14 protein-coding genes are annotated in these 19518 nt (G+C 35.7%); 7 read left to right on the forward strand and 7 right to left on the reverse strand.

Annotated features, from left to right (window positions below):
• Positions 1-253: 253 nt before the first annotated feature.
• From BC781_RS12640 to BC781_RS12665, 6 genes are all read right to left on the reverse strand, one after another.
• Positions 254-1255, reverse strand: coding sequence for a tRNA (5-methylaminomethyl-2-thiouridylate)-methyltransferase (locus BC781_RS12640; RefSeq protein WP_109618231.1), 1002 nt, complete (start codon positions 1253-1255; stop codon positions 254-256).
• 231 nt (positions 1256-1486) lie between these two features.
• The gene (locus BC781_RS12645) at positions 1487-1783 is read right to left on the reverse strand and encodes a Bor/Iss family lipoprotein (RefSeq protein ID WP_109618233.1); all 297 of its coding nucleotides are present in this window, start codon (positions 1781-1783) and stop codon (positions 1487-1489) included.
• A gap of 56 nt (positions 1784-1839) precedes the next feature.
• Positions 1840-2370 (reverse strand): hypothetical protein, encoded by a 531-nt coding sequence (locus BC781_RS12650; protein ID WP_109618235.1) that lies wholly within the window; start codon positions 2368-2370, stop codon positions 1840-1842.
• Positions 2371-2544: 174 nt separating this feature from the next.
• Positions 2545-3144 carry a hypothetical protein gene (locus BC781_RS12655; protein WP_109618237.1) on the reverse strand — a complete coding sequence of 200 codons (600 nt, stop codon included), beginning with the start codon at positions 3142-3144 and terminating at the stop codon, positions 2545-2547.
• Positions 3145-3268: 124 nt separating this feature from the next.
• Positions 3269-4510, reverse strand: a complete 1242-nt coding sequence (rocD, locus tag BC781_RS12660; protein ID WP_109618239.1) for an ornithine--oxo-acid transaminase — start codon at positions 4508-4510, stop codon at positions 3269-3271.
• A gap of 463 nt (positions 4511-4973) precedes the next feature.
• Positions 4974-6584 (reverse strand): tetratricopeptide repeat protein, encoded by a 1611-nt coding sequence (locus tag BC781_RS12665; RefSeq protein ID WP_109618241.1) that lies wholly within the window; start codon positions 6582-6584, stop codon positions 4974-4976.
• 191 nt (positions 6585-6775) lie between these two features.
• On the opposite strand from BC781_RS12665, the gene BC781_RS12670 reads away from it, so the two are divergent.
• The 4 genes from BC781_RS12670 to BC781_RS12685 are packed head-to-tail and all read left to right on the forward strand — an operon-like array spanning position 6776 to position 14015.
• Complete coding sequence (locus BC781_RS12670) at positions 6776-10006, forward strand: DUF1553 domain-containing protein (protein WP_109618243.1); 3231 nt, start codon at positions 6776-6778, stop codon at positions 10004-10006.
• 14 nt (positions 10007-10020) lie between these two features.
• Positions 10021-11502: a DUF1501 domain-containing protein gene (locus tag BC781_RS12675; RefSeq protein WP_109618245.1), complete on the forward strand. Its 1482-nt coding sequence runs from the start codon at positions 10021-10023 to the stop codon at positions 11500-11502.
• Between the two features lie 11 nt (positions 11503-11513).
• Positions 11514-12620, forward strand: coding sequence for an NHL repeat-containing protein (locus tag BC781_RS12680; protein WP_109618247.1), 1107 nt, complete (start codon positions 11514-11516; stop codon positions 12618-12620).
• A gap of 21 nt (positions 12621-12641) precedes the next feature.
• On the forward strand, positions 12642-14015 hold the full coding sequence (locus tag BC781_RS12685; protein WP_109618249.1) for a DUF2231 domain-containing protein: 1374 nt from the start codon (positions 12642-12644) through the stop codon (positions 14013-14015).
• A gap of 60 nt (positions 14016-14075) precedes the next feature.
• Here the strand turns inward: BC781_RS12685 and BC781_RS12690 are convergent, their stop codons facing one another.
• On the reverse strand, positions 14076-15110 hold the full coding sequence (locus tag BC781_RS12690) for a hypothetical protein (protein ID WP_109618257.1): 1035 nt from the start codon (positions 15108-15110) through the stop codon (positions 14076-14078).
• Between the two features lie 185 nt (positions 15111-15295).
• Here BC781_RS12690 and BC781_RS12695 point away from each other — a divergent pair, with 185 nt between their 5' ends.
• From BC781_RS12695 to BC781_RS12705, 3 genes are all read left to right on the forward strand, one after another.
• Entirely contained in the window at positions 15296-16156 is an 861-nt protein-coding gene (locus BC781_RS12695; protein ID WP_109618259.1) for a histidinol-phosphatase, read from the forward strand.
• 96 nt (positions 16157-16252) lie between these two features.
• Positions 16253-17401: a tetratricopeptide repeat protein gene (locus BC781_RS12700; RefSeq protein ID WP_109618261.1), complete on the forward strand. Its 1149-nt coding sequence runs from the start codon at positions 16253-16255 to the stop codon at positions 17399-17401.
• Positions 17402-17472: 71 nt separating this feature from the next.
• Positions 17473-19473 (forward strand): OmpA family protein, encoded by a 2001-nt coding sequence (locus BC781_RS12705; RefSeq protein ID WP_158281461.1) that lies wholly within the window; start codon positions 17473-17475, stop codon positions 19471-19473.
• The last annotated feature ends 45 nt before the right edge of the window (positions 19474-19518 follow it).

Here is a 19518-nt window from a genome sequence, read left to right on the forward strand (position 1 = left end):
ATATCTTTTGATTAACAATTCCATATAACAGAATAAAGATGGGATTGTTTTTTGATCTGCAAATTTATTTAGATTTTCTATAAATAGAGAATGTTTTAGCAAATAAATCTATCTATTTTGATGATAAATATTGCCAAACAGGCTCTTCTTCGAAAATTAGAGATCAAGAATAAATTGTAGCAAAAAGAACCCGTCTTTTGTAAATAAAAAAGGCGAGAAAAGGTGTCGCTTTTTCTCGCCTGAAAGGAAAAAATTATTGAACCTGATACTTTTTGATTAGTATGTTCAGCTGTTCCAAATCAACAGCTTCACATGGTTCTGCTTTTCCATTTACCAAAATATCGATTTTTTCTTTTCCTTTTACTTTAGAGTACCTGCTGAAAAGTTCTTTTGCAAATTTGATTTCCTCCTCATTTAGTTCGCCAAATCCGAGTATGTACGGTCCAGCAACTTTGTCAGTATCAATTTGGATGGAAGCTCCTTCTCTATACTCGTATATTTTCTCATTATCTGCTTCTGAGCGTCCCACAAATAGATATTTTCCGTTGTCAAAACGATAAAAACGTCCGTGGCGGATGAGGTAGAATAGGTCGTTGAATTCTTCATCGAGATAGCCATCTTGTTCAATTAACTTGAGTCTTTTAGAGTAATTGACATCGGTAAGAAGACAACCACCTGCCGGACTAGGATATTCGGTAATACCAAATTTCTTAGCTAATGCTTGTTGTGGTCTTCTGCTTCTTCCTTGAATGTCAAGAAGTTTTTCTCTGTCTACCCAACCTTCTCTTTCCGGAAGGGTAGGTTCTAGGTGTTTTGCACACATTGGTCGCAAAATTAGGTCTTTCACCCCAGAGATATTTTTTACAGTGTTTAATGCTTCTTTGTTTTGTGACATCGGACGTTGCCCGACTACTTCTCCACTGATGATGAAATCAGCATCAAATTTTTCAAGTAGTTCTTCGGCAGAGTATTGCATCATGAGTCCATGACAGTCAATACATGGATTCATGTTTTTACCACGTCCAAACTGTGGGTTTTTGACTATTTCGGTGTGGATAGGTTTGATGTCTACATATTCTACTTCCAGACCAATTTGTGAAGCCATCTTTTCTGCCAATTCATTTTTACCTCCAAAAAAGTGAGATACAAAATTGATAGGTACAACATCTACACCTTGGTCTTTAACTACTTTCATAGCTAACAATGAATCTAATCCTCCTGAAAATAATGCAATTGCTCGTCTCTGATTCTCCACAGTACCGTTTAAATTTTTGATTAATCTTTTGATTACATAAAAAGAACCATAAAGATAAGCTGATCAGTCAAAAGCTTTGAATCTATTGTCGCTTATAAGGATTTGTTAAGAAACCAAGGTAATTATCTTTTAAGTAGAAATGTGTTGTGTGATCAATGTTATGTATTTGAATGGAAAAAGGCTACTAACAATGAGTTAGTAGCCTTAATATAATTACTAAATGAATTTCAATTATTTAGTAACTGTTACAGTTCTAGCTCCAACAAGGTTGAAAGTAACTGCACCGATTAACAAATCAACGAAACCAGCTTTAGTTTCGATAGTGTAGTCAGTAGCATCACCAGCCATATCACGAGTATCAACATCGTTCAATCTAGCAAGACCTGTGCTTAGGAAGTACCATTGTTTTTTAGAAACAGATACACCATTTTGAGCACCTTTACCTACCATGTGCTCGTTGATTGAACAAGAAGCAAAAAGAGTAACAGCCAAAAGTACAGCTGACAATTTTACGAAAAATTGTTTCATGATTAACTTAATTAAAAAAAATGAATGTAAAAATTTATAAAAATAGATGTCAAATATCAATTCACTCGTATTGAGCCAATTGAAGATTCAACTTTACGTAAATGCGTTTTGATATTCTCTGTTGGAACGATGTAATCAACCAAAACTGAATTAGATGATTTCATCTTAAGTCTAAAAAGCATCAATTTGTCGTTACCAAAGGTATATTGAACAATATCTAGTCCCTCATAATAGAAGTTAGTGGTGTCCAATACATTTAATTTCATACTCTCAATAAGGTGCCCTGTATTATCACTGATCTCTTGTGCAGGGTCATGTGTACCTAATACATTAAGATCTGTAATAGATAATGCTGCTTCCGAAAGTGAATCCTTGTAGATATGTTTAACAATATCTTCTGTGGAATTTACATTTGGATATGATACCCAACCAACAGGAGCTTCTAGCTGAAAGCCTAGAGTAGTATCTGAAATAGATGCGCCAAGTAGCTTCTTATTTACCTCAAACTCTATAGAATTTTTAGGGTTAGAGGATTTACAATAAGTACAGCAAAGTATGAGAATACTTAAATAGATAAAATGTTTCAAACTAGACTATAAAAAATTGTCTTTTAAAAATTTAGGTACTCAAATATAGTTGCAAGTAGTTACAGTACAAAATCTAATTAATAATATTTAAAAATATTAATATAGATTTATTTTTAAGCTTCTCTAGCTTAAGATATTATGAACATAGAGTAGCGTTGGTGTCAATTATTTTGGCTAAGATTTGTGATTATAGTGATAAACTAATTCTTGTATAGCGTCTTCATTGGAGAAGTTTTTTCGAATTATAGGGTAGTTCAGATGAATAAAGTCAGCGATAATTTGATCACTAATTTGATCTAGTTTTCCTCTATCAAGAAAATGTGATATGAGGTAATAAGGTGTTTTTAATATACCAAAAGGCAGTCCCCACCAACCTAATAAAAACGTTTTAATTAACGAACTTTGTTTTTCACTTTCACCACAATCTGAACAGCAAATTATTGGTCGTTTAGAAGAATAAGTGAGCACTATAAAACTCATTACTTTACGAATGAGATGACCTTGTAGTGTACCATTTTTTTCGCCACACTCAGGACATTTCATATGGGTAATGGCTTGGAAGTAAACATTAAATTCTTTCTCACTTAAAGGTTCTGCTTGAAGCTTTACAGACTCTAATAAAGAAGCATCAAGATTTCTCTTTTCAATTTGTTGAATTAGTATTTCAACAGCTTCTGGGGCCAAATTAATAACATCATGAGTTGCGATTTTTACGATTTCTTGATCAGAGAACAACTCATAGTTTTTTTGAATTTGTTTTACATCAATTGACATTAGAAAAAATATTAGTTTGAAAAAATAATGATGTTTATAGTTTAACGTACTTTCTAAAGTACAAAAAAAGACCGTTTCTTCTAGAGAAACGGTCTATATTTCTTAAATCTGAAGATTTAGAGAATTACTTCTGGAATTCTTCGATTGTTCTCTCAATGATTTGACAACACTCTTCCAATTGCTCTTCTGTCATTGTTAGAGGAGGAGCAAAACGAATGATGTTACCGTGAGTTGGCTTAGCTAAAAGTCCATTTTCTTTCAATTTCACGCAGATATCCCAAGCTGTCGAGCTTTCTTCTGAGTCATTGATAACAACGGCGTTCAACAAACCTCTACCTCTTACAGAGCTTACCAATTCAGATTTTGTAGCCAATTCAGCCATGCGAGCACGGAAAATTTGACCTAAGTATTCTGCATTCTCAGTAAGTTTTTCTTCTTGCAATACTTTGATAGCTTCAACAGCTACTGCACAAGCTACAGGGTTACCACCGTAAGTAGAACCGTGTTCTCCTGGTTTTAAAGTAAGCATCACTTCATCATCTGCCAATACTGCAGATACAGGATAAGCACCACCAGAGATAGCTTTACCTAAAATAACCATGTCAGGACGAATTCCTTCGTGATCAGAAGCCAACATTTTACCAGTACGACCGATACCTGTTTGTACTTCATCAATCATGAAAAGAACATTGTTTTTCTTACAGATTGCTTCTGCTTTTTTCAAATATCCTTCCTCTGGTACATATACTCCAGCTTCACCTTGAATAGGCTCCATCCAAAGACCACATACGTTAGGATTTTCCAATGCTTTTTCCAATGCCTCTACATCATTGTAAGGTACAATTTGGAAACCAGGCATAAATGGTCCAAAATCAGTAGTAGCAACTGGGTCAGTTGAAGCCGAAATAATTGTAGTTGTTCTTCCGTGGAAGTTTTTCTCTACAGCTACAATCACAGCTTCATTTGCTGGAATTCCTTTTTTCAAGTATCCCCACTTACGAGCCAATTTAATAGCAGTTTCGTTTGCCTCAGCTCCAGTATTCATCATCAATACTTTATCGTATCCGAATACTTCACATAAGAATTTCTCTGCAACTCCAAGTTGGTCACTGTGAAACGCTCTTGAAGTAAGCGTTAGTTTTTGTGACTGCTCGATAAGTTTGTTTACAATACGAGGATGACAATGACCTTGGTTTACGGCACTGTATGCAGAAAGGAAATCATAGTATTTTTTTCCTTCTACATCCCAAAGAAATACTCCTTCACCTCTGTTAAGTACTACTGGTAGAGGGTGGTAGTTATGAGCGCCATAACGGTGTTCTAGATCGATTGCTTCCTGTGTTGTTGTAACTGTTCCTTCTAGCATACTTTTTTTCAATGTTTATAAGTTAAAAATGACTAATCGATTCCACCTAGGTGCAGATTGCAAACTAAATGAAACTGTGTTAATCAGACCTAACTCTCCAACTGATTCAGTTGTAGACTTACTCCTTAATTAAACGTGGTTGTGTATTGACTTTTAAAAAGTCTGAAAAAATTGCTGTAAAAATGGTCCAAATTTTAGCAAAAGAACGAATAAGGTAGGAAATAGAAAAAAAAACATAGATTTTTTTATTATTCAATGTTTTCTAATCAACGATTGTATTCCTTATCCAACAGTGAATAGACAATATTTTCCTAGACCCAAATCCGTTGTAAGGACTAAGTTCTTTTGTGTTAGACTACTTCCTAGAATATAATTATTCTCACAGCACTACATAAATACAACGTCATGGAGCTTGAAAAGAGACAGTTAAGCTGTTAATAGTTGTGATAGCAGTTCAACTTTTTTAGATAGAATTTATGAAAGTAGTTAGGTTAATTTCTTTTGAAATACCTAATCTTTTACGTAATCGGTATCGGGCTGTATTTGCACTTTCGGGCGAAATCCCTAGGAGTTTAGCCATTTCTTTGGCTGTGAAGTTCAGCTTTATAAGAGCACAAATTTTCAAATCATAAGGGTTTAAATTCGGATAACGTTCTTGTAGTTTGGTATAAAAGTCGCTGTTCACTGCCGTAAATCTATTTTCAAATTCAAGCCAACTCATATCTTTATTGACCTTTATGGAGTTGATGATTTGTCTTATTTCGGGTTTTGCATCTTTCTTCTGAACCGTTTTGAGCTGAGTTTTTACTTGGTGAAGAAGCTCGTCTTTCGCAATAATTTGTAAAGTAGTATTGGTTAGTTCTTTGTTTTTAACCGCTAATATTTCTTGATTTTTAGCTACTTCAAGTTTACGTTTTTCTTCTAACTCATTTTGTCTTACTCCATGAATCTTTTTCAGGTTAAAGCCCCAATGGATAGTTCCTGCAATAGCAGAAATGAGAATGATAAGCAGTATAATTAAACGCATAAACCATAGCTGATCTTCATATTCAAGATGTTGAATTTTTTGTTCTTTGAGTAACGCTTGACGTTTGGCTTCGGCAATTCTTATTTGATCTTTAATCTCAAGCATGTACTTGTTATTGGGGCTAAGGCTACTATAAAGCCAAGTATCAAGTTCGTGAGCTGTTTTTAGTAGTTGATTTGCTTTTTTGTAATCTTTTTTTCGGGTATAAATATTAGCAAGATGATTATAATTTGTCGGAAGAAAGTTAAGGTGACTTAAGTGAATTTGAGCTTGTTGGATAGACTTAATGAAATACTTTTCAGCCAAAATGTCGTTTTCCCAGTCTAAATACATTTCTCCTAATAATGAATAGAAAAATACAAGGTAAGTGGGAGTGCTCTCTGTGATCTTTTTTTCAAGTGATAATAATATGTTTTCAGCATCTTGAAATTCGCCCTTCAAAGAGGTCAGATAACCTCTTTCAGCTTTTACCATATCAGTTTCTATAGCTGTATTTCTGAAAAGTGTACAACTATCTAGGTAAGATTCTGCTTTTTCGATTTGATGATCATATCTATGATGAACGGCAAGAATGTAGAAGTTCTTAACAAGGTACAGACTATCAATTTGTCCATGACTCAATAATTCTTTGCTAAGGTTTAAGCTCTTTTGGTAATAAGAGAGTGCTTCGTCTCGCCTGTCATACAGACTATATAAAATGCCAAGTCCGATAAGACTTTGAGTTTGAGATTTGAGGTGACCTAACTTTTGAGCGAGTAAAAGTGCCTTCCAATAACTTTCATAAGAATTTTGATAATCTATTCTATTGGTGTAGACCGAACCTAACTTATTTAGATACTTAATCGCACCCAAACTATCCTTATTTGTGAAGCTATCCTCAATCAGTTTTTCAAGTTCCAAAATGGTTATTTGAGAGTATGAAGATTTGATAGAGTCTGTCTTTGTGAGTTCAATCCACTCCAATGCAGGGGGTAAATTGTCTAGATTCCCATAGACAGGGGTGAATAAAGTGTTGAAAAAAATGAAGAGTGAAAATCTATATGTCATTTTTAAAAAGTTCGTGATGTCTATATCTAAGTCCCTCAAAAATGGTGAAATAGAATGATTTGTTCATATATTTTTAGTGTAAAAAGTACAGTAGTCTATATAGAGTCTATGTCGTTTTTTATGCTTGGGGTTCTCGATTTCTCATTTTTGGGTATCACAACAGCCAAAAACTATTGGTCAAAAATGAGACTATGAAATTGTTTAGCTATTACTATTACTTACTTTTTTCTTTATTAATAATTAGTTGTCAACCACAACTACCGGAAGATGTAGCCTTGGTTTATGCTGACTTGCCGGACCAATTGGATTTTAATAAAGATGTGAAGCCAATTCTTTCAGACAAGTGTTATGCTTGTCATGGTCCAGATAACGGAAAAATAGAAGCTGGTTTGCAACTACACGGAGAAGAAACAGCATTTGCGGAATTGCCAGAAACTCCAGGGAAGGTTGCAATCACGCCTGGAAACTTGAAAAAAAGTGAAGTTTTTCATCGAATAATTACTGACGATCCAAATTTGATCATGCCTGTACCTTCATTTAAACTTACGTTGAGTGCAGAAGAAAAGGCAACACTTGTCAAGTGGATTGAAGACGGGGCGAATTATGAGCCACATTGGGCATTTGTTAAACCCAAAAAGCAAGATATTCCAAATGTAGTAAATGAAGGTTGGGTGAGAAACCCGATTGACCATTTTATACTAGAGAAATTGGAAAATGAAGAGTTAACACCTTCTGCGGAATCTTCTAAAAGCTTATTGCTTCGAAGACTTTCATTGGATTTGACAGGTTTACCACCTACTCAAAAAGAAATAGAGCGTTTTGAGAAAGACGAGAGTGCGGATGCATATGAAAAACAAGTAGATCGTCTGCTGAATTCTTCGCACTATGGAGAAAAAATGGCGACAGATTGGATGGACCTGTCACGGTTTGCGGATACACATGGCTATCAAGTTGATCGTTACCGAGATATGAGTCCGTGGCGCGATTGGGTGATCGAAGCTTTTAACCAGAATCAACCTTATGACGAGTTCGTGACTTGGCAATTAGCTGGAGACTTATTGCCAAATGCTACAAAGGAGCAAAAGTTAGCAACTGCATTCAATCGTTTACATCCGCAAAATGCTGAAGGTGGAATTGTAGATGAGGAGTTTAGAGTGGAGTATGTGGCAGATCGGACGTCTGTACTTGGAACAGCTTTTTTAGGAATGACCGTAAGCTGCGCGAGGTGCCACGACCATAAGTATGACCCAATTTCGCAGAAGGATTTTTATGAGTTGTACAGCTTTTTCAATAATCAGAATGAAACAGGGCAGGTTTCGTGGGGAACAGATGATGTACCAGTCCCTAATCTGTCTTTACCCACGGAAGAACAGGAAGAAATTATCTCTTTTCTAAATAAGGTAGCCAAAGAATCAGAGGAAAAGATTGACTCAGAAATTCAAGAAAGCGAATCTGACTTTAAACAATGGGTTAAGAGTGAGAGGTATAAGTATGAAAAAACGCTTCAAAATGGTTTGGTAGCTTCATTTTCTTTAGATGAACACCTAAGAAATAGCAAAGGAAAAGAAGTAGGGAAAACAGGGAGAAACTTTAGTAAAGGGGAAGAATTACCTTTTGTGGAAGGGAAATTTGGTAAAGCATTGCGTTTCAATGGCGATGATTGGCTCGATTTGAAACCTGTCGGTACTTTTGGACGAACGGAAGCTTTTAGTATTTCTGTTTGGGTGAATATTCCAGATTCACTACATGAAGGTGTGATTTTTCATAAAAATAAGGCTGTGATGCTTCATTGTATGAAAGGTTATTCACTTTACCTGAATGATGACAAACTAGAATTGGTGATGGCACATACCTATCCCGATAATGCAATTGTCAAACATAGTTTAGATACAATTCCTAAAAATCAGTGGGTACAATTAGGGTTAACTTATGATGGTTCGAGCAAAGCAAATGGATTAAAGTTATTCATGAATGGTGAAGAAATAAAGACAGAAACCATTGTAGATAACCTTTATAAAGAAATTGTTTTTAATAGTTATGAAGATATCATCTATAAAAAACCGATTGAGCCAGGTTTGAAAATTGGGGCTAGATGGAGAGGAGTAGGGTTGAAAGGTGGTTTGGTTGATGATATTCGGGTTTATAATCGATGTCTTTCTTCTTTTGAAGTACTACAACTAGGTAATCAAGCTTTGTATAGAAATTTAGTGAAAAAGGAGTCTTCTCATCTTTCAGTAACAGAATTAAGTACACTTCGGGAGCAATATTTCAATCATAATAATGCGAATGTTTTAGCGGAAAGAAAATCTTGGCATCAAACGCAAAAGAAACTTAGTGATGAGATGCAGAAGGTCAAAGATGTGATGGTAATGAAGGAGATGGATGAAGCGAGACAGGCTTATGTTTTGGAGCGTGGCGTCTATGACAATTATGGTGAAAAGGTATTTCCAGAAGTGCCCGAGCGTATTTTTCCTTATTCTGAAAAGTACCCTAAAAACCGTCTTGGTTTGGCTCAATGGCTTTTTGACCCAAATCACCCACTTACCGCCCGAGTAGCCGTTAATCGCTATTGGCAAAATTTGTTTGGAACAGGCATCGTAAAGACTTCTGAAGATTTCGGAAACCAAGGAGAATTGCCAAGTCATAAAGAATTATTGGATTGGCTTTCTCACTATTTCATAGAAAATGAATGGGATGTGAAGGCATTGCATAAGCTTATGGTAATGTCTGCTACTTACCGTCAAAATTCATTTTGTTCAGAAGAGCTTAGAGAAATTGATCCTGAAAACAGACTTTTAGCTAGAGGTCCAGCAGAACGATTAACTAGTGAGATGCTTCGTGATAATATTTTGTTTGCAAGTCAACTATTGAACGATAGTATTGGGGGAGAAAGTGTTCACCCTTATCAGCCAAAAGGCTTGTGGAAAATGAATTCGAACGCCTATGAGCAAGATCATGGAAGTGATTTGTACCGTAGAAGCCTCTATTCTATTTGGAAAAGAACGGTTCCATTACCAACCCAAGCAACTTTTGATCAACCTGAACGAAGTGAGTGTACTGTAAGACGTCAGAAAACAAATACACCTTTACAGGCGCTGGTTCTGATGAATGACCCTGCATTTGTAGAAGCTTCAAGGAAAATTGGAGAATTGATTTCGCAATCTGACACACTGGAAGAAGGAATTCAGAAAGCATTCATGTCACTAACTGGTCGTAAAGCAGAGGCACAAGAAATAGAATTGCTACTAGCTTTTCAAAACTCAGAAAAACAAAAATTTACAGACAACTTAACCCGATCTGAAGGCTGGTTTTCACTCGGAGAATACCAGACTCAAAATGAGCTGGATAGTGCGACGTTGGCAGCTAATACAATGGTTGCACACCTTATCATGAATTCAGATGCTACAATTACAAAACGATAAACGACTTTTTAACTATGTGCGAGAAACATCATAAAAAAATATATACCTCAGATCAAGACCTTCAGCAGGAAGAAAAAAAACTGAGTAGGAGAAAATTTTTAACCAAAACTTCATTAGGTCTTGGAGCTATGGCTTTAGGTTCATTGATGGGGGCAGAAAAGCTTTTCGCAGGTGAAAGAACGAACACAAATCCTTTAGGTTTACCACACTTTATGCCCAAGGCAAAACGAGTGGTTTATCTTTTTCAAAGTGGTGGGCCTTCTCAATTTGAGACTTTTGATTATAAACCCAAACTAACCAATATGTTTGGGCAAGAATTACCAGCTTCGGTAAGAGGTCAGCAAAGACTTACGGGAATGAGTGCCCAACAGTCCTCTTTTCCAATTGCTCCATCAAAATATTCTTTTGATCAATATGGTGAAAGTAGAGCTTGGGTTTCCGAATTAATGCCTCACACAGCAGAAGTTGTGGATGATTTGTGTTTTATCAAGTCGATGTACACTGAACAGATAAATCACGATCCTGCGATTACATTCTTGCAAACGGGACATCAACTTCCAGGAAGGCCATCTATAGGTTCATGGATGAGTTATGGACTTGGTTCTGATAATAAAAATTTACCTTCATTTATCGTTTTGGTTTCTAAAAATGCAGGAGGTCAGCCTTTGTATTCCCGTTTGTGGGGTAATGGTTTCCTGCCTACAGAGCATCAAGGAGTTCAATTTAGATCGGGGAAAGATCCTGTTTTATTTCTCAATAACCCTGATAACTATCATGGGCATGACAGGCAAGAAATGTTGAAGTATTTGAAAGAATTGAATGAAATGCAATACACAACATACGGAGATCCAGAAATCACTGCACGTATTTCTCAATATGAAATGGCATTCCGAATGCAGACCTCTGTGCCTGAAGTTACGGATATGTCTGATGAACCAGACTATATTTTTGATATGTATGGCGAAGATAGTCGTGACCCAGGTACTTATGCTGCAAATTGTCTGATGGCAAGAAGGCTATTAGAGAAAGATGTGAAATTTGTGCAATTATATCATAGAGGTTGGGATCAGCACGTCGGTCTTCCTTGGGGCATTAAAAATCAGTGTAAAAACACAGATCAAGCTACTGCTGCACTGATCAAGGATTTGAAGCAAAGGGGATTGCTCGAAGATACCCTTGTGATTTGGGGTGGAGAGTTTGGGCGAACGGCATATTCTCAAGGGCAATTGACGACTAAAAATTATGGTAGAGATCATCACCCGAGATGTTTCACAATGTGGATGGCTGGAGCAGGAGTGAAGTCTGGTTTTACTTTTGGTGAAACCGATGATTTCAGTTATAACATAGTCAAAGACCCTGTTCATGTACATGATTTTCATGCTACACTGATGCATCTGACAGGGATTGACCATGAACGATTGACTTATAAGCATCAAGGGAGGCGATTCCGATTGACAGATGTTCATGGACATGTTGTAAAAGATATTTTAGCTTAAAATCACAAATCATGACAAATAGAAGATCATTTATCCGTAAGTCGGCTACGGCATTAGGAATTGGAATGCTTCAACCTACTTTTGGTTTCAATTCTTTGAAAAAATCTACTGAGAAAGAAATTATCATAGGGCATGGGGATTATAAATATCGTTTGCATCGTGATTGGGCTAAAATAAATAGTGTACGTACTCCTTTATTGAATTGTCATGAAATGGTCATGGATTCAAAAGGTCGCCTAATCATGATGGGAGATCATGTCAAGAATAATATTCTCATTTTCGATAAATCGGGAAAACTGCTTGACTATTGGGGGACTGCCTATCCTGGAGGTCATGGACTTTCACTTTCGCAAGAGGGGGAAGAAGATTTTTTGTATATGACAGACTCAGGTTGGTCGCTGGATAAGTACGGGAAATACATGAATTATAATGGTCGAGTAACCAAAACAACATTAGATGGGAAAGTCATTTTTGATATAGGACATCCTATGACTATTGGTTTGTATGAAAAAGATGACCCTTTCAAACCTACTGAAGTAGCAATAGCTCCCAATGGAGACATTTATGTTGCTGATGGGTATGGGAAAGATTTTATCATTCAGTACAATGAAAGAGGGCAGTATATTCGACATTGGGGTGGACATAAAAATGAAAACCCAGATTATAACCTCAAAAATGCACATGGGGTAAGTATTGATTATAGAGATCCAAAACAACCGCTTGTGGTTTGTACTTCAAGAAGTGAAAACTGTTTTAAGTTTTTTACCCTAGAAGGAAAGTTTGTGAAGAAAATCCACCTACCGAATATGTACGTTTGTAGAGCGGTTTTTGATGACAATAACTTGTACGCGGGAGTTTGTTGGTCCGGTAGGAGGGATGGAGTTTTTAACTGGAAAGAACATACAGGTTTTGTCACGATTTTAGAGGGAGATCAAGTCGTTTCTAATCCTGGTGGTACTGAACCTCATTATGTAGAGGGAGCTTTACAGCCAACTTATCAAATGGAAAGTAAACCGATACTCCACGGACATGATGTATGTATTGATGAAGATAAAAATCTTTATATCTGTCAGTGGAATGCCAATCAGAGTGCCCCTTTAAAATTAGAACGAGTGTAAACTAAGCTAGTATTGTTGATTATGGATTTTTCGAATTTCGTACTTTTTCTCGGACGCTTTCATCCTTTGTTAGTTCATTTTCCTATCGGTTTTTTATTGTTGGCGGCTTTATTTGAAGTTGCGGTTTGGCGAAAATGGCTGAGCAATTTAGATGAAGTAATCAAATTCACTTTGGCACTTGGGGCTATCAGTGCTATCGGAGCATCTGTATTGGGTTTAATGCTTTCAACGAGTGGAGATTATGAACAGCAAATGCTCGATTTACATCAGTGGGCAGGAATTTTGACTTCAAGTATTGCCATTTTTGCTTTTGCTCTCAAAGTAAAACCGAATGTATTTAGAGAGAATACACCACTTATTTATGGATTGGTAGTTTTTTCAATGATTGGAGGTTTGAGCTTTACTGGGCATTTAGGAGGGAATTTAACACATGGAAGTGATTATCTAACCTACTATTCACCGTTCAATTTAGAGAATGAAAATAAAGCAGCGAAAAGAACTATAACTTCTATAGATGAAGCTGTACTTTTCGCTGACCTTGTGCAGCCAATTGTAGAGGGGAAATGTTTGAGTTGCCATAATGAAACGAAGAAAAAAGGGAAATTATCTTTAGGGACTATTCAAGGTTATCTAAACGGAGGGAAACATGGAGGATTATTGGGCTTGGAAGGTAGTTCTAGTGAATTTCTGAAAAGAATTCATTTGGATGCCGATGATAAAAAAGTAATGCCTCCAGTAGGGAAAACACCACTGACTGATGAAGAAGTACAGTTATTGACTTTTTGGATAGAACACTCTGAAGCAAGTTTTGATACCTTGTTTATGGAAGTTTCTCCCAACGAAGAATTAAAAACGATAGCTTTAGCACAATTAGGTTTAAGTGGAGACTCTGAATCGATTAACTTACCTCAGATAGCTACTTCGGGAATATTTGATTCTTTGGCAAATTTAGGAATTCATTATCGTGAATTGGTAACTGAAAGCAATGCATATGAAGTAAGTATTCCTCCCCAAAGTTTGAATCGTGAGAATAAATTGAGTACACTAAAATTACTTTCTCAATTGAAGAAAAATATTGTTTGGTTATCAATCTCAGAGAATGATTTAGAAAACTCAGAATTAAAGCTGATAGGTTCATTTGAAAATCTTCAGAAGTTGAAGCTGAATCAGAATACAAAAATATCTGATAATGGAATAGCTTATCTACTTGGATTGTCAGAACTGAAAAGTATTAATTTGTTTGCAACTTCAATCTCAAAAAGTGGGTTAGAGCAATTGGCAAGCCTGCCTAAATTGGAGCGAGTTTATTTATGGCAAACGCCAATTGGAAAAAGTGAATTAGAAGAAATTAAAACTAAATATACAGCAATTGATTTTGTTGGAAATGTATACTAAAAATAAAACCCCATCAAGGTTTCAGTACTCGATGGGGTTTTAAAGTAGTTTAAATATGTTTTATTGGTCAATGCTCCAAGTGTCATCTTTTAGGATAGACCAACGTAGGACTCCTTGTTTTCCTGCTTCATAAGGATTTTTGTAGACATTCCCTTCACAGTCTTGAACTGGATATTGAGAAAGGTCTTTTGCCTGTTTACTTTCTTTTGTATTGTCGGTTTTGCAAGGCGCAATCTTATCAAGGATTTTCTGATCAATTCCTGCTTTCTCTACTAATTGCGTACGTGTACATTTGTTAGTCTCGTAAAGCTTTGTGCTTCCAACTTGTGTAGCATAGATTAAGAATCGATTTCCTTCCATAAATACGATATCACAAGAACTATATCCATTTTTAAGGTAAATAATGCCTTTAGGCTGAATTTTTCCTTTCCAAAGCATTTCTACTTTAAAGGCAACCACATCATAACTCTGGTTGTCAATCGTCGCAGTCTCTACTACTTCACCAAAGAAAACAGCATCAGAGCTTGCATAAGCATCTTCAACAGGAAGTGCATCAGTATTACATTTACAATTCATGTAAATGTCATTTTGCCAAGTCCCTTGCTCCATACTACCGTCAGGATATATCATGATACCTTCGCCGTGTCTCATATTACCTAACCAATTACCTAAGTACTCACTACCATCTACATAAAGGTGTCTTCCATAACCGAAGGTGTAACCTTCTTTCCACGAACCTTCATGATAACTTCCATTCGCAAAGAACATTTCACCTTGACCATTGGGCTGGTCATCATAAAAATACCCTTTATATTCATTGCCATTAGCCCATTTATAAGTTCCATTTCCTTGCATTTTACCTTGTACAAAGTAACCTGTGTAGTTGGAACTATCAGCTAATATGAGCGTACCTTTTCCATGAAACATATCGTTTTTCCATTGCCCCTCATACGAACCGCCTTCTGTCCATGTGTAGGTGCCATAGCCATGTTTTTGTCCTCTACCATTTAATTCTCCATGGTAAGTACCAACATCTTGAGCGATAGAGAATAGTGGCAGAATTAGAAATAAGAAGAGTTGAAAAATCTTTATCATGATATGTAATTTCAAGTGATATAGACAAATGAATAAGCCATCTTTATATTTTCCAAAAGATTAATAAGTTATAACATTCATTTAAGAATAAAATCTGACACAGAGAGGATAAAATATGGATATCATTCGGGCTAGGTTTTAGGATTTCCTTAATTTTACTTTTATAACATTAAAAAAAGTTTTTTATGTCTTGGACCAATTACCATAGCCACTCCAATTATTGTGATGGGAAGGATCAATTAGAAGCTCATGTAGAAAGTGCTTTAGGGCAGTTGAAGGTGTTTGGATTTTCATCCCATTGTCCTGTGCCTTTTGATAATACTTGGAGTATGAAGTTGGAGAAGCTCTCTACTTATTTAGAGGAAACCAAAGCTTTGAAAAATAAATATAGTGATAGAATTGAGCTTTATAGAGGGCTAGAGGTTGACTATATTCCTGAGCTTGTAGGGCCAAGTTCTGATTATATCAAAAATGCAAATTTAGATTATACAATTGGTTCAATTCATTATGTCGATCAGTTTGATAACACAAAATGGGAGATAGATGGAAACCATAATTTCTTTTTAGAGGGCTTAGAGAAAATTTTTGATAGAGATATTCAACAAGCAATCGAGCGTTATTTTGAGCTAACTCGTATGATGATCGAAGATGATTGCCCTACGGTGGTAGGTCATATTGATAAAATAAAAATCCAATCAGAGAATGGAGAGCTATTTTCTGAAGATTCTAAATGGTACAAAGACGCTTTTGCGGAGACTTTAGAGTTGGTTTCTAAAAATGAAAATCTAATCGTAGAAGTTAATACTAGAGGAATCTATAAAAAGAAATGTGACAGTGCATATCCTGGGGAATGGGGATTGAAAAGAATGTATGAGTTAGGAATTCCTGTTCAGATTAATTCTGACTCACATCATCCTTCAGACTTAACAAAAGCCTTTTCAGAGACAGCGTCATTACTTCAAGAAATTGGATATAAGACAGTGCGTGTGTTGAAAAATAACCAATGGCAAGATTTTAAATTTGATTCTACAGGGATTCATTTTTAAGTATCTATTTATACGCATTTATCTATAAAGGTCGTTCATATTTAAGGTTTACCTATAAAATCAAAGTATTAACCTTTTGTAATAAACTCAGTAAGAATGAAATTTTATTTATATAATTTCTTCATCCTATTATTGTTATCTCATTTATCAAGCTTTGCACAAAATGCACCTCATATTCATCTTATCAATGATCATGAAGTGATGCTGAATGGAGAGAAAGTTGAGATCAGTTCATTAGATGGAGATGAAAAGCTTTTAGTAGAATCACATAGAAGACAATTAGCTTTTGCACTTTTGGAAGAAGGAATCCGAACCCGATCTTTAGCAAAGCTAGACTCTGTAAATCTGCTAATGCCTGATTTAGAGATTGCCTATATCAACAAAGCAGTTCTAAAACTTGAAATGAACAAATTTGATGAAGCTTTAGCATTGTATGATCAAGCCTTAAAATTAAGCCCCGAACACCCAAAAGCATTGTATGGAAAAGCTATTTGTCTTGAGTATTTGGGTGAAAATGAAAAAGCTCTAGCTAATTACAAGGAGCTAATGAATCAAAATATTGCTAGTGAGAAAGTGGTTCAGCAAGTAGCGGATATTTACTACCATAAAGCAGAGTTTGATTCAGCTCTTTTATATGCAAATCAGTTAATTGAAGATTATCCATCTAATTACAAAGGTTATTATTTGAAAGCTAAGATTGAGCTTGAAGAAACTACTTTTGAAGATGCGATTTTTAACTTGAAAAGAGCTCAAAAATTATATGTAGCCGATAATGATTCTCTTCGTACAGATATTCATTACTACATGGCACTAACTCATTTTTTGGTTGATTCGTTTGATGTAGCCCTCTCAGATATAGAACAATGCTTACAGATAGATTCAGAACATTCTGATAAGTTTATGAATCTGAAAGGAAAAATTTTATTCAGTCTAGCAAGCTATCAAGATGCTTTGGAGGCTTTTGATGAAGCGATTGAAAAGAATCAGAATTCAGCCCTATTTTATAATAACAGAGCAGTGGCTCATATTCGTCTTCAAAATTATGAACAAGCAATCGCAGATGTCAATAAAGCAATTGAGATAGATAATCAATTGGCAGAGGCTTATTTGAATCGAGGGATTGCATTGGAGGCAAGTAGTGAAGATGCTCAAGCCTGTGACGATTGGCAGAAAGCACTTGCTTTGGGGCTTTCTCAAGCTGATGTATATATTTTGGATGCTTGTCAGACTGATAACAAGAAGTAGTTATGCGAATTTTGTATACGACAAAAACATTAAATATTGCTTTCTATATTTTTGCTTTAACTCTTTTTTCTATGTCTCAATCGTACGGACAAGAAAAAGAGCATACACCTTTTGAAGCCACTTATTTTAAAGGAAAGACAGACAAGATGAAAAAAGGTCGTAAGTCTTTTCAATTGGGAAAGCAGTACATGGAGTTGGATCGGAATTATAAAGAGGCTTTGAAGGAATTCAAAAAGGCAGAAAGATATAATCCGACTCACAATGAGCTTATTTATAAGATGGGCGTTTGTTATTTCTACCAAAAGAAACCTGATCTTAAACTAGCTATAGAATATTTTAATAAAGCAAAGCAGATAAGTCCTCTTTTCTCTTCTAATGTACACTATTTGTTAGCAAGAGCTCATCATCTTCAAAAGGAATGGGATGAAGCTTCTACATCATATCAGCTATATGGAGCTTCATTTGCGGACAGTACAGAACAGTGGTTGTTAGCTCAGAAAAGAGTTGAGGAATGCCATAATGGAAAAATGGTGGCAGGGACAGGTTTACGACTTAAAATTGAAAATATAGCTAGAGTAAATTCTTCTTCAGATGATATAGGTCCTGTGATAAATAGAAAGGAAACCCGAATGTACATCACTTCTAGAAGAGATAAGTCTACCGGCTATGATACTCAAGATGGGCAGTATTATGAGGATATTTTTGTGAGTAAGAAAAGCCGTTCAGGTGATTGGTACTCGCCCAAACCACTTGGAGCAAATGTAAATACCAAAGGTCATGATGCTGTAATTGGAATTTCTCCCTCTGAAAAGACTCTAATGATTTATAGAGGTGATAATAATGGTGATATATTCTTAAGTAGAATTACAAAAAAAGGAGAGGTTAAAACTCCAGAACGAATGCCTAGTCCTGTGAATACTGACTTTAGAGAAACCTCAGCTTCATTTACGGGTACTGGTCAAGTGATTTTCTTTACTTCAGATCGCCCGAATGGTAAAGGAGGTTTAGATATTTGGAGCAGTAAGCAGTTTAGAAATAAAAAGGGAAAAAGAGAGTGGAAAGAACCAGTGAATCTTGAAATATTAAACACACCTTATGATGAAGATGGCGTTTTTCTGACAAGAGATGGAAAAACTTTATACTTCAGTTCAAAGGGGCATAATAGTATTGGAGGGTATGATATTTTCAAGTCTGAGAAGAAAGGAAATAAATGGACAAAGCCAATCAATTTAGGCGATGGAATAAATACTCCTGACGATGATATTTTTATCAGTGTGAGTGAAGATGAAAAACGTATTTACTTCTCAAGTAAAAATATGGGAGGAAAAGGTGGTTTCGACATTTTTGTCGCTCATCTTATAGGTGAAGAACGTATTCCGCAGTTTACACAAGAAGCACCATTGGTAGCGAGTATTACTCCCGAAATTGACCATCAATTCTTAGTGGCTGATCTAAATTTGTCATCATACCATGCCAAAATTTTAGATAAAGATTCTAAGAAACCATTATTCGCTAAGGCTACCGTAATCAATAACAATTCACAGGAAAAAATCGGGATTTTTTATTCAGATGACCTTACTGGAGACTTAGCATTTACAGCTCCTTCGGAAGGAAATTATTCTATTACTATTGAAGCTGCAGATCATTTATTTGTTTCTGAAAACCTTTATTCAGAGCAAGGCAAAGCTTTAGTGATTAATAAGGAAATCCTGATGCAGCCAATCAGTAAAGGAAGTCAGATTATCTTGAATAATATGTTTTATGAATCAAGTAGTGCTACACTTTCAGCGAGTTCAAAAGCTGATTTGAATAACTTGATTTCATTCTTGAGAGAAAATCCATCTGTTAGAATCGAAATTGCAGGTCATACGGATAATGTTGGTTCTAAAACAAAAAATGAGATACTTTCTCATCAAAGAGCAAAATCAGTTGTAGATTACTTAGTCAAAAATAAAGTTGATCGTAGAAGATTAAAAGTAAATGGCTATGGAGATACAAAGCCAATTGCTTCTAATGAAACAGAAGAAGGACGTAGACAAAATAGAAGAACAGAACTTCGAATTATAAATTAAATTCCAATAGAAATCTTCTAACTGTCTTCAAAGCGACTCCAAAAA

The sequence above is a fragment of the Sediminitomix flava genome (assembly GCF_003149185.1).
GTDB classification, from domain to species: domain Bacteria; phylum Bacteroidota; class Bacteroidia; order Cytophagales; family Flammeovirgaceae; genus Sediminitomix; species Sediminitomix flava.

What these genes read in the sequence shown, in the direction of transcription:
- BC781_RS12645 (WP_109618233.1), bottom strand. Translation starts at nt 1,783, where the DNA reads ATGAAACAATTTTTCGTAAAATTGTCAGCTGTACTTTTGGCTGTTACT.
- BC781_RS12655 (WP_109618237.1), bottom strand. Translation starts at nt 3,144, where the DNA reads ATGTCAATTGATGTAAAACAAATTCAAAAAAACTATGAGTTGTTCTCT.
- rocD (WP_109618239.1), bottom strand. Translation starts at nt 4,510, where the DNA reads ATGCTAGAAGGAACAGTTACAACAACACAGGAAGCAATCGATCTAGAA.
- BC781_RS12665 (WP_109618241.1), bottom strand. Translation starts at nt 6,584, where the DNA reads ATGACATATAGATTTTCACTCTTCATTTTTTTCAACACTTTATTCACC.
- BC781_RS12670 (WP_109618243.1), top strand. Translation starts at nt 6,776, where the DNA reads ATGAAATTGTTTAGCTATTACTATTACTTACTTTTTTCTTTATTAATA.
- BC781_RS12675 (WP_109618245.1), top strand. Translation starts at nt 10,021, where the DNA reads ATGTGCGAGAAACATCATAAAAAAATATATACCTCAGATCAAGACCTT.
- BC781_RS12680 (WP_109618247.1), top strand. Translation starts at nt 11,514, where the DNA reads ATGACAAATAGAAGATCATTTATCCGTAAGTCGGCTACGGCATTAGGA.
- BC781_RS12685 (WP_109618249.1), top strand. Translation starts at nt 12,642, where the DNA reads ATGGATTTTTCGAATTTCGTACTTTTTCTCGGACGCTTTCATCCTTTG.
- BC781_RS12690 (WP_109618257.1), bottom strand. Translation starts at nt 15,110, where the DNA reads ATGATAAAGATTTTTCAACTCTTCTTATTTCTAATTCTGCCACTATTC.
- BC781_RS12695 (WP_109618259.1), top strand. Translation starts at nt 15,296, where the DNA reads ATGTCTTGGACCAATTACCATAGCCACTCCAATTATTGTGATGGGAAG.
- BC781_RS12700 (WP_109618261.1), top strand. Translation starts at nt 16,253, where the DNA reads ATGAAATTTTATTTATATAATTTCTTCATCCTATTATTGTTATCTCAT.
- BC781_RS12705 (WP_158281461.1), top strand. Translation starts at nt 17,473, where the DNA reads ATGTCTCAATCGTACGGACAAGAAAAAGAGCATACACCTTTTGAAGCC.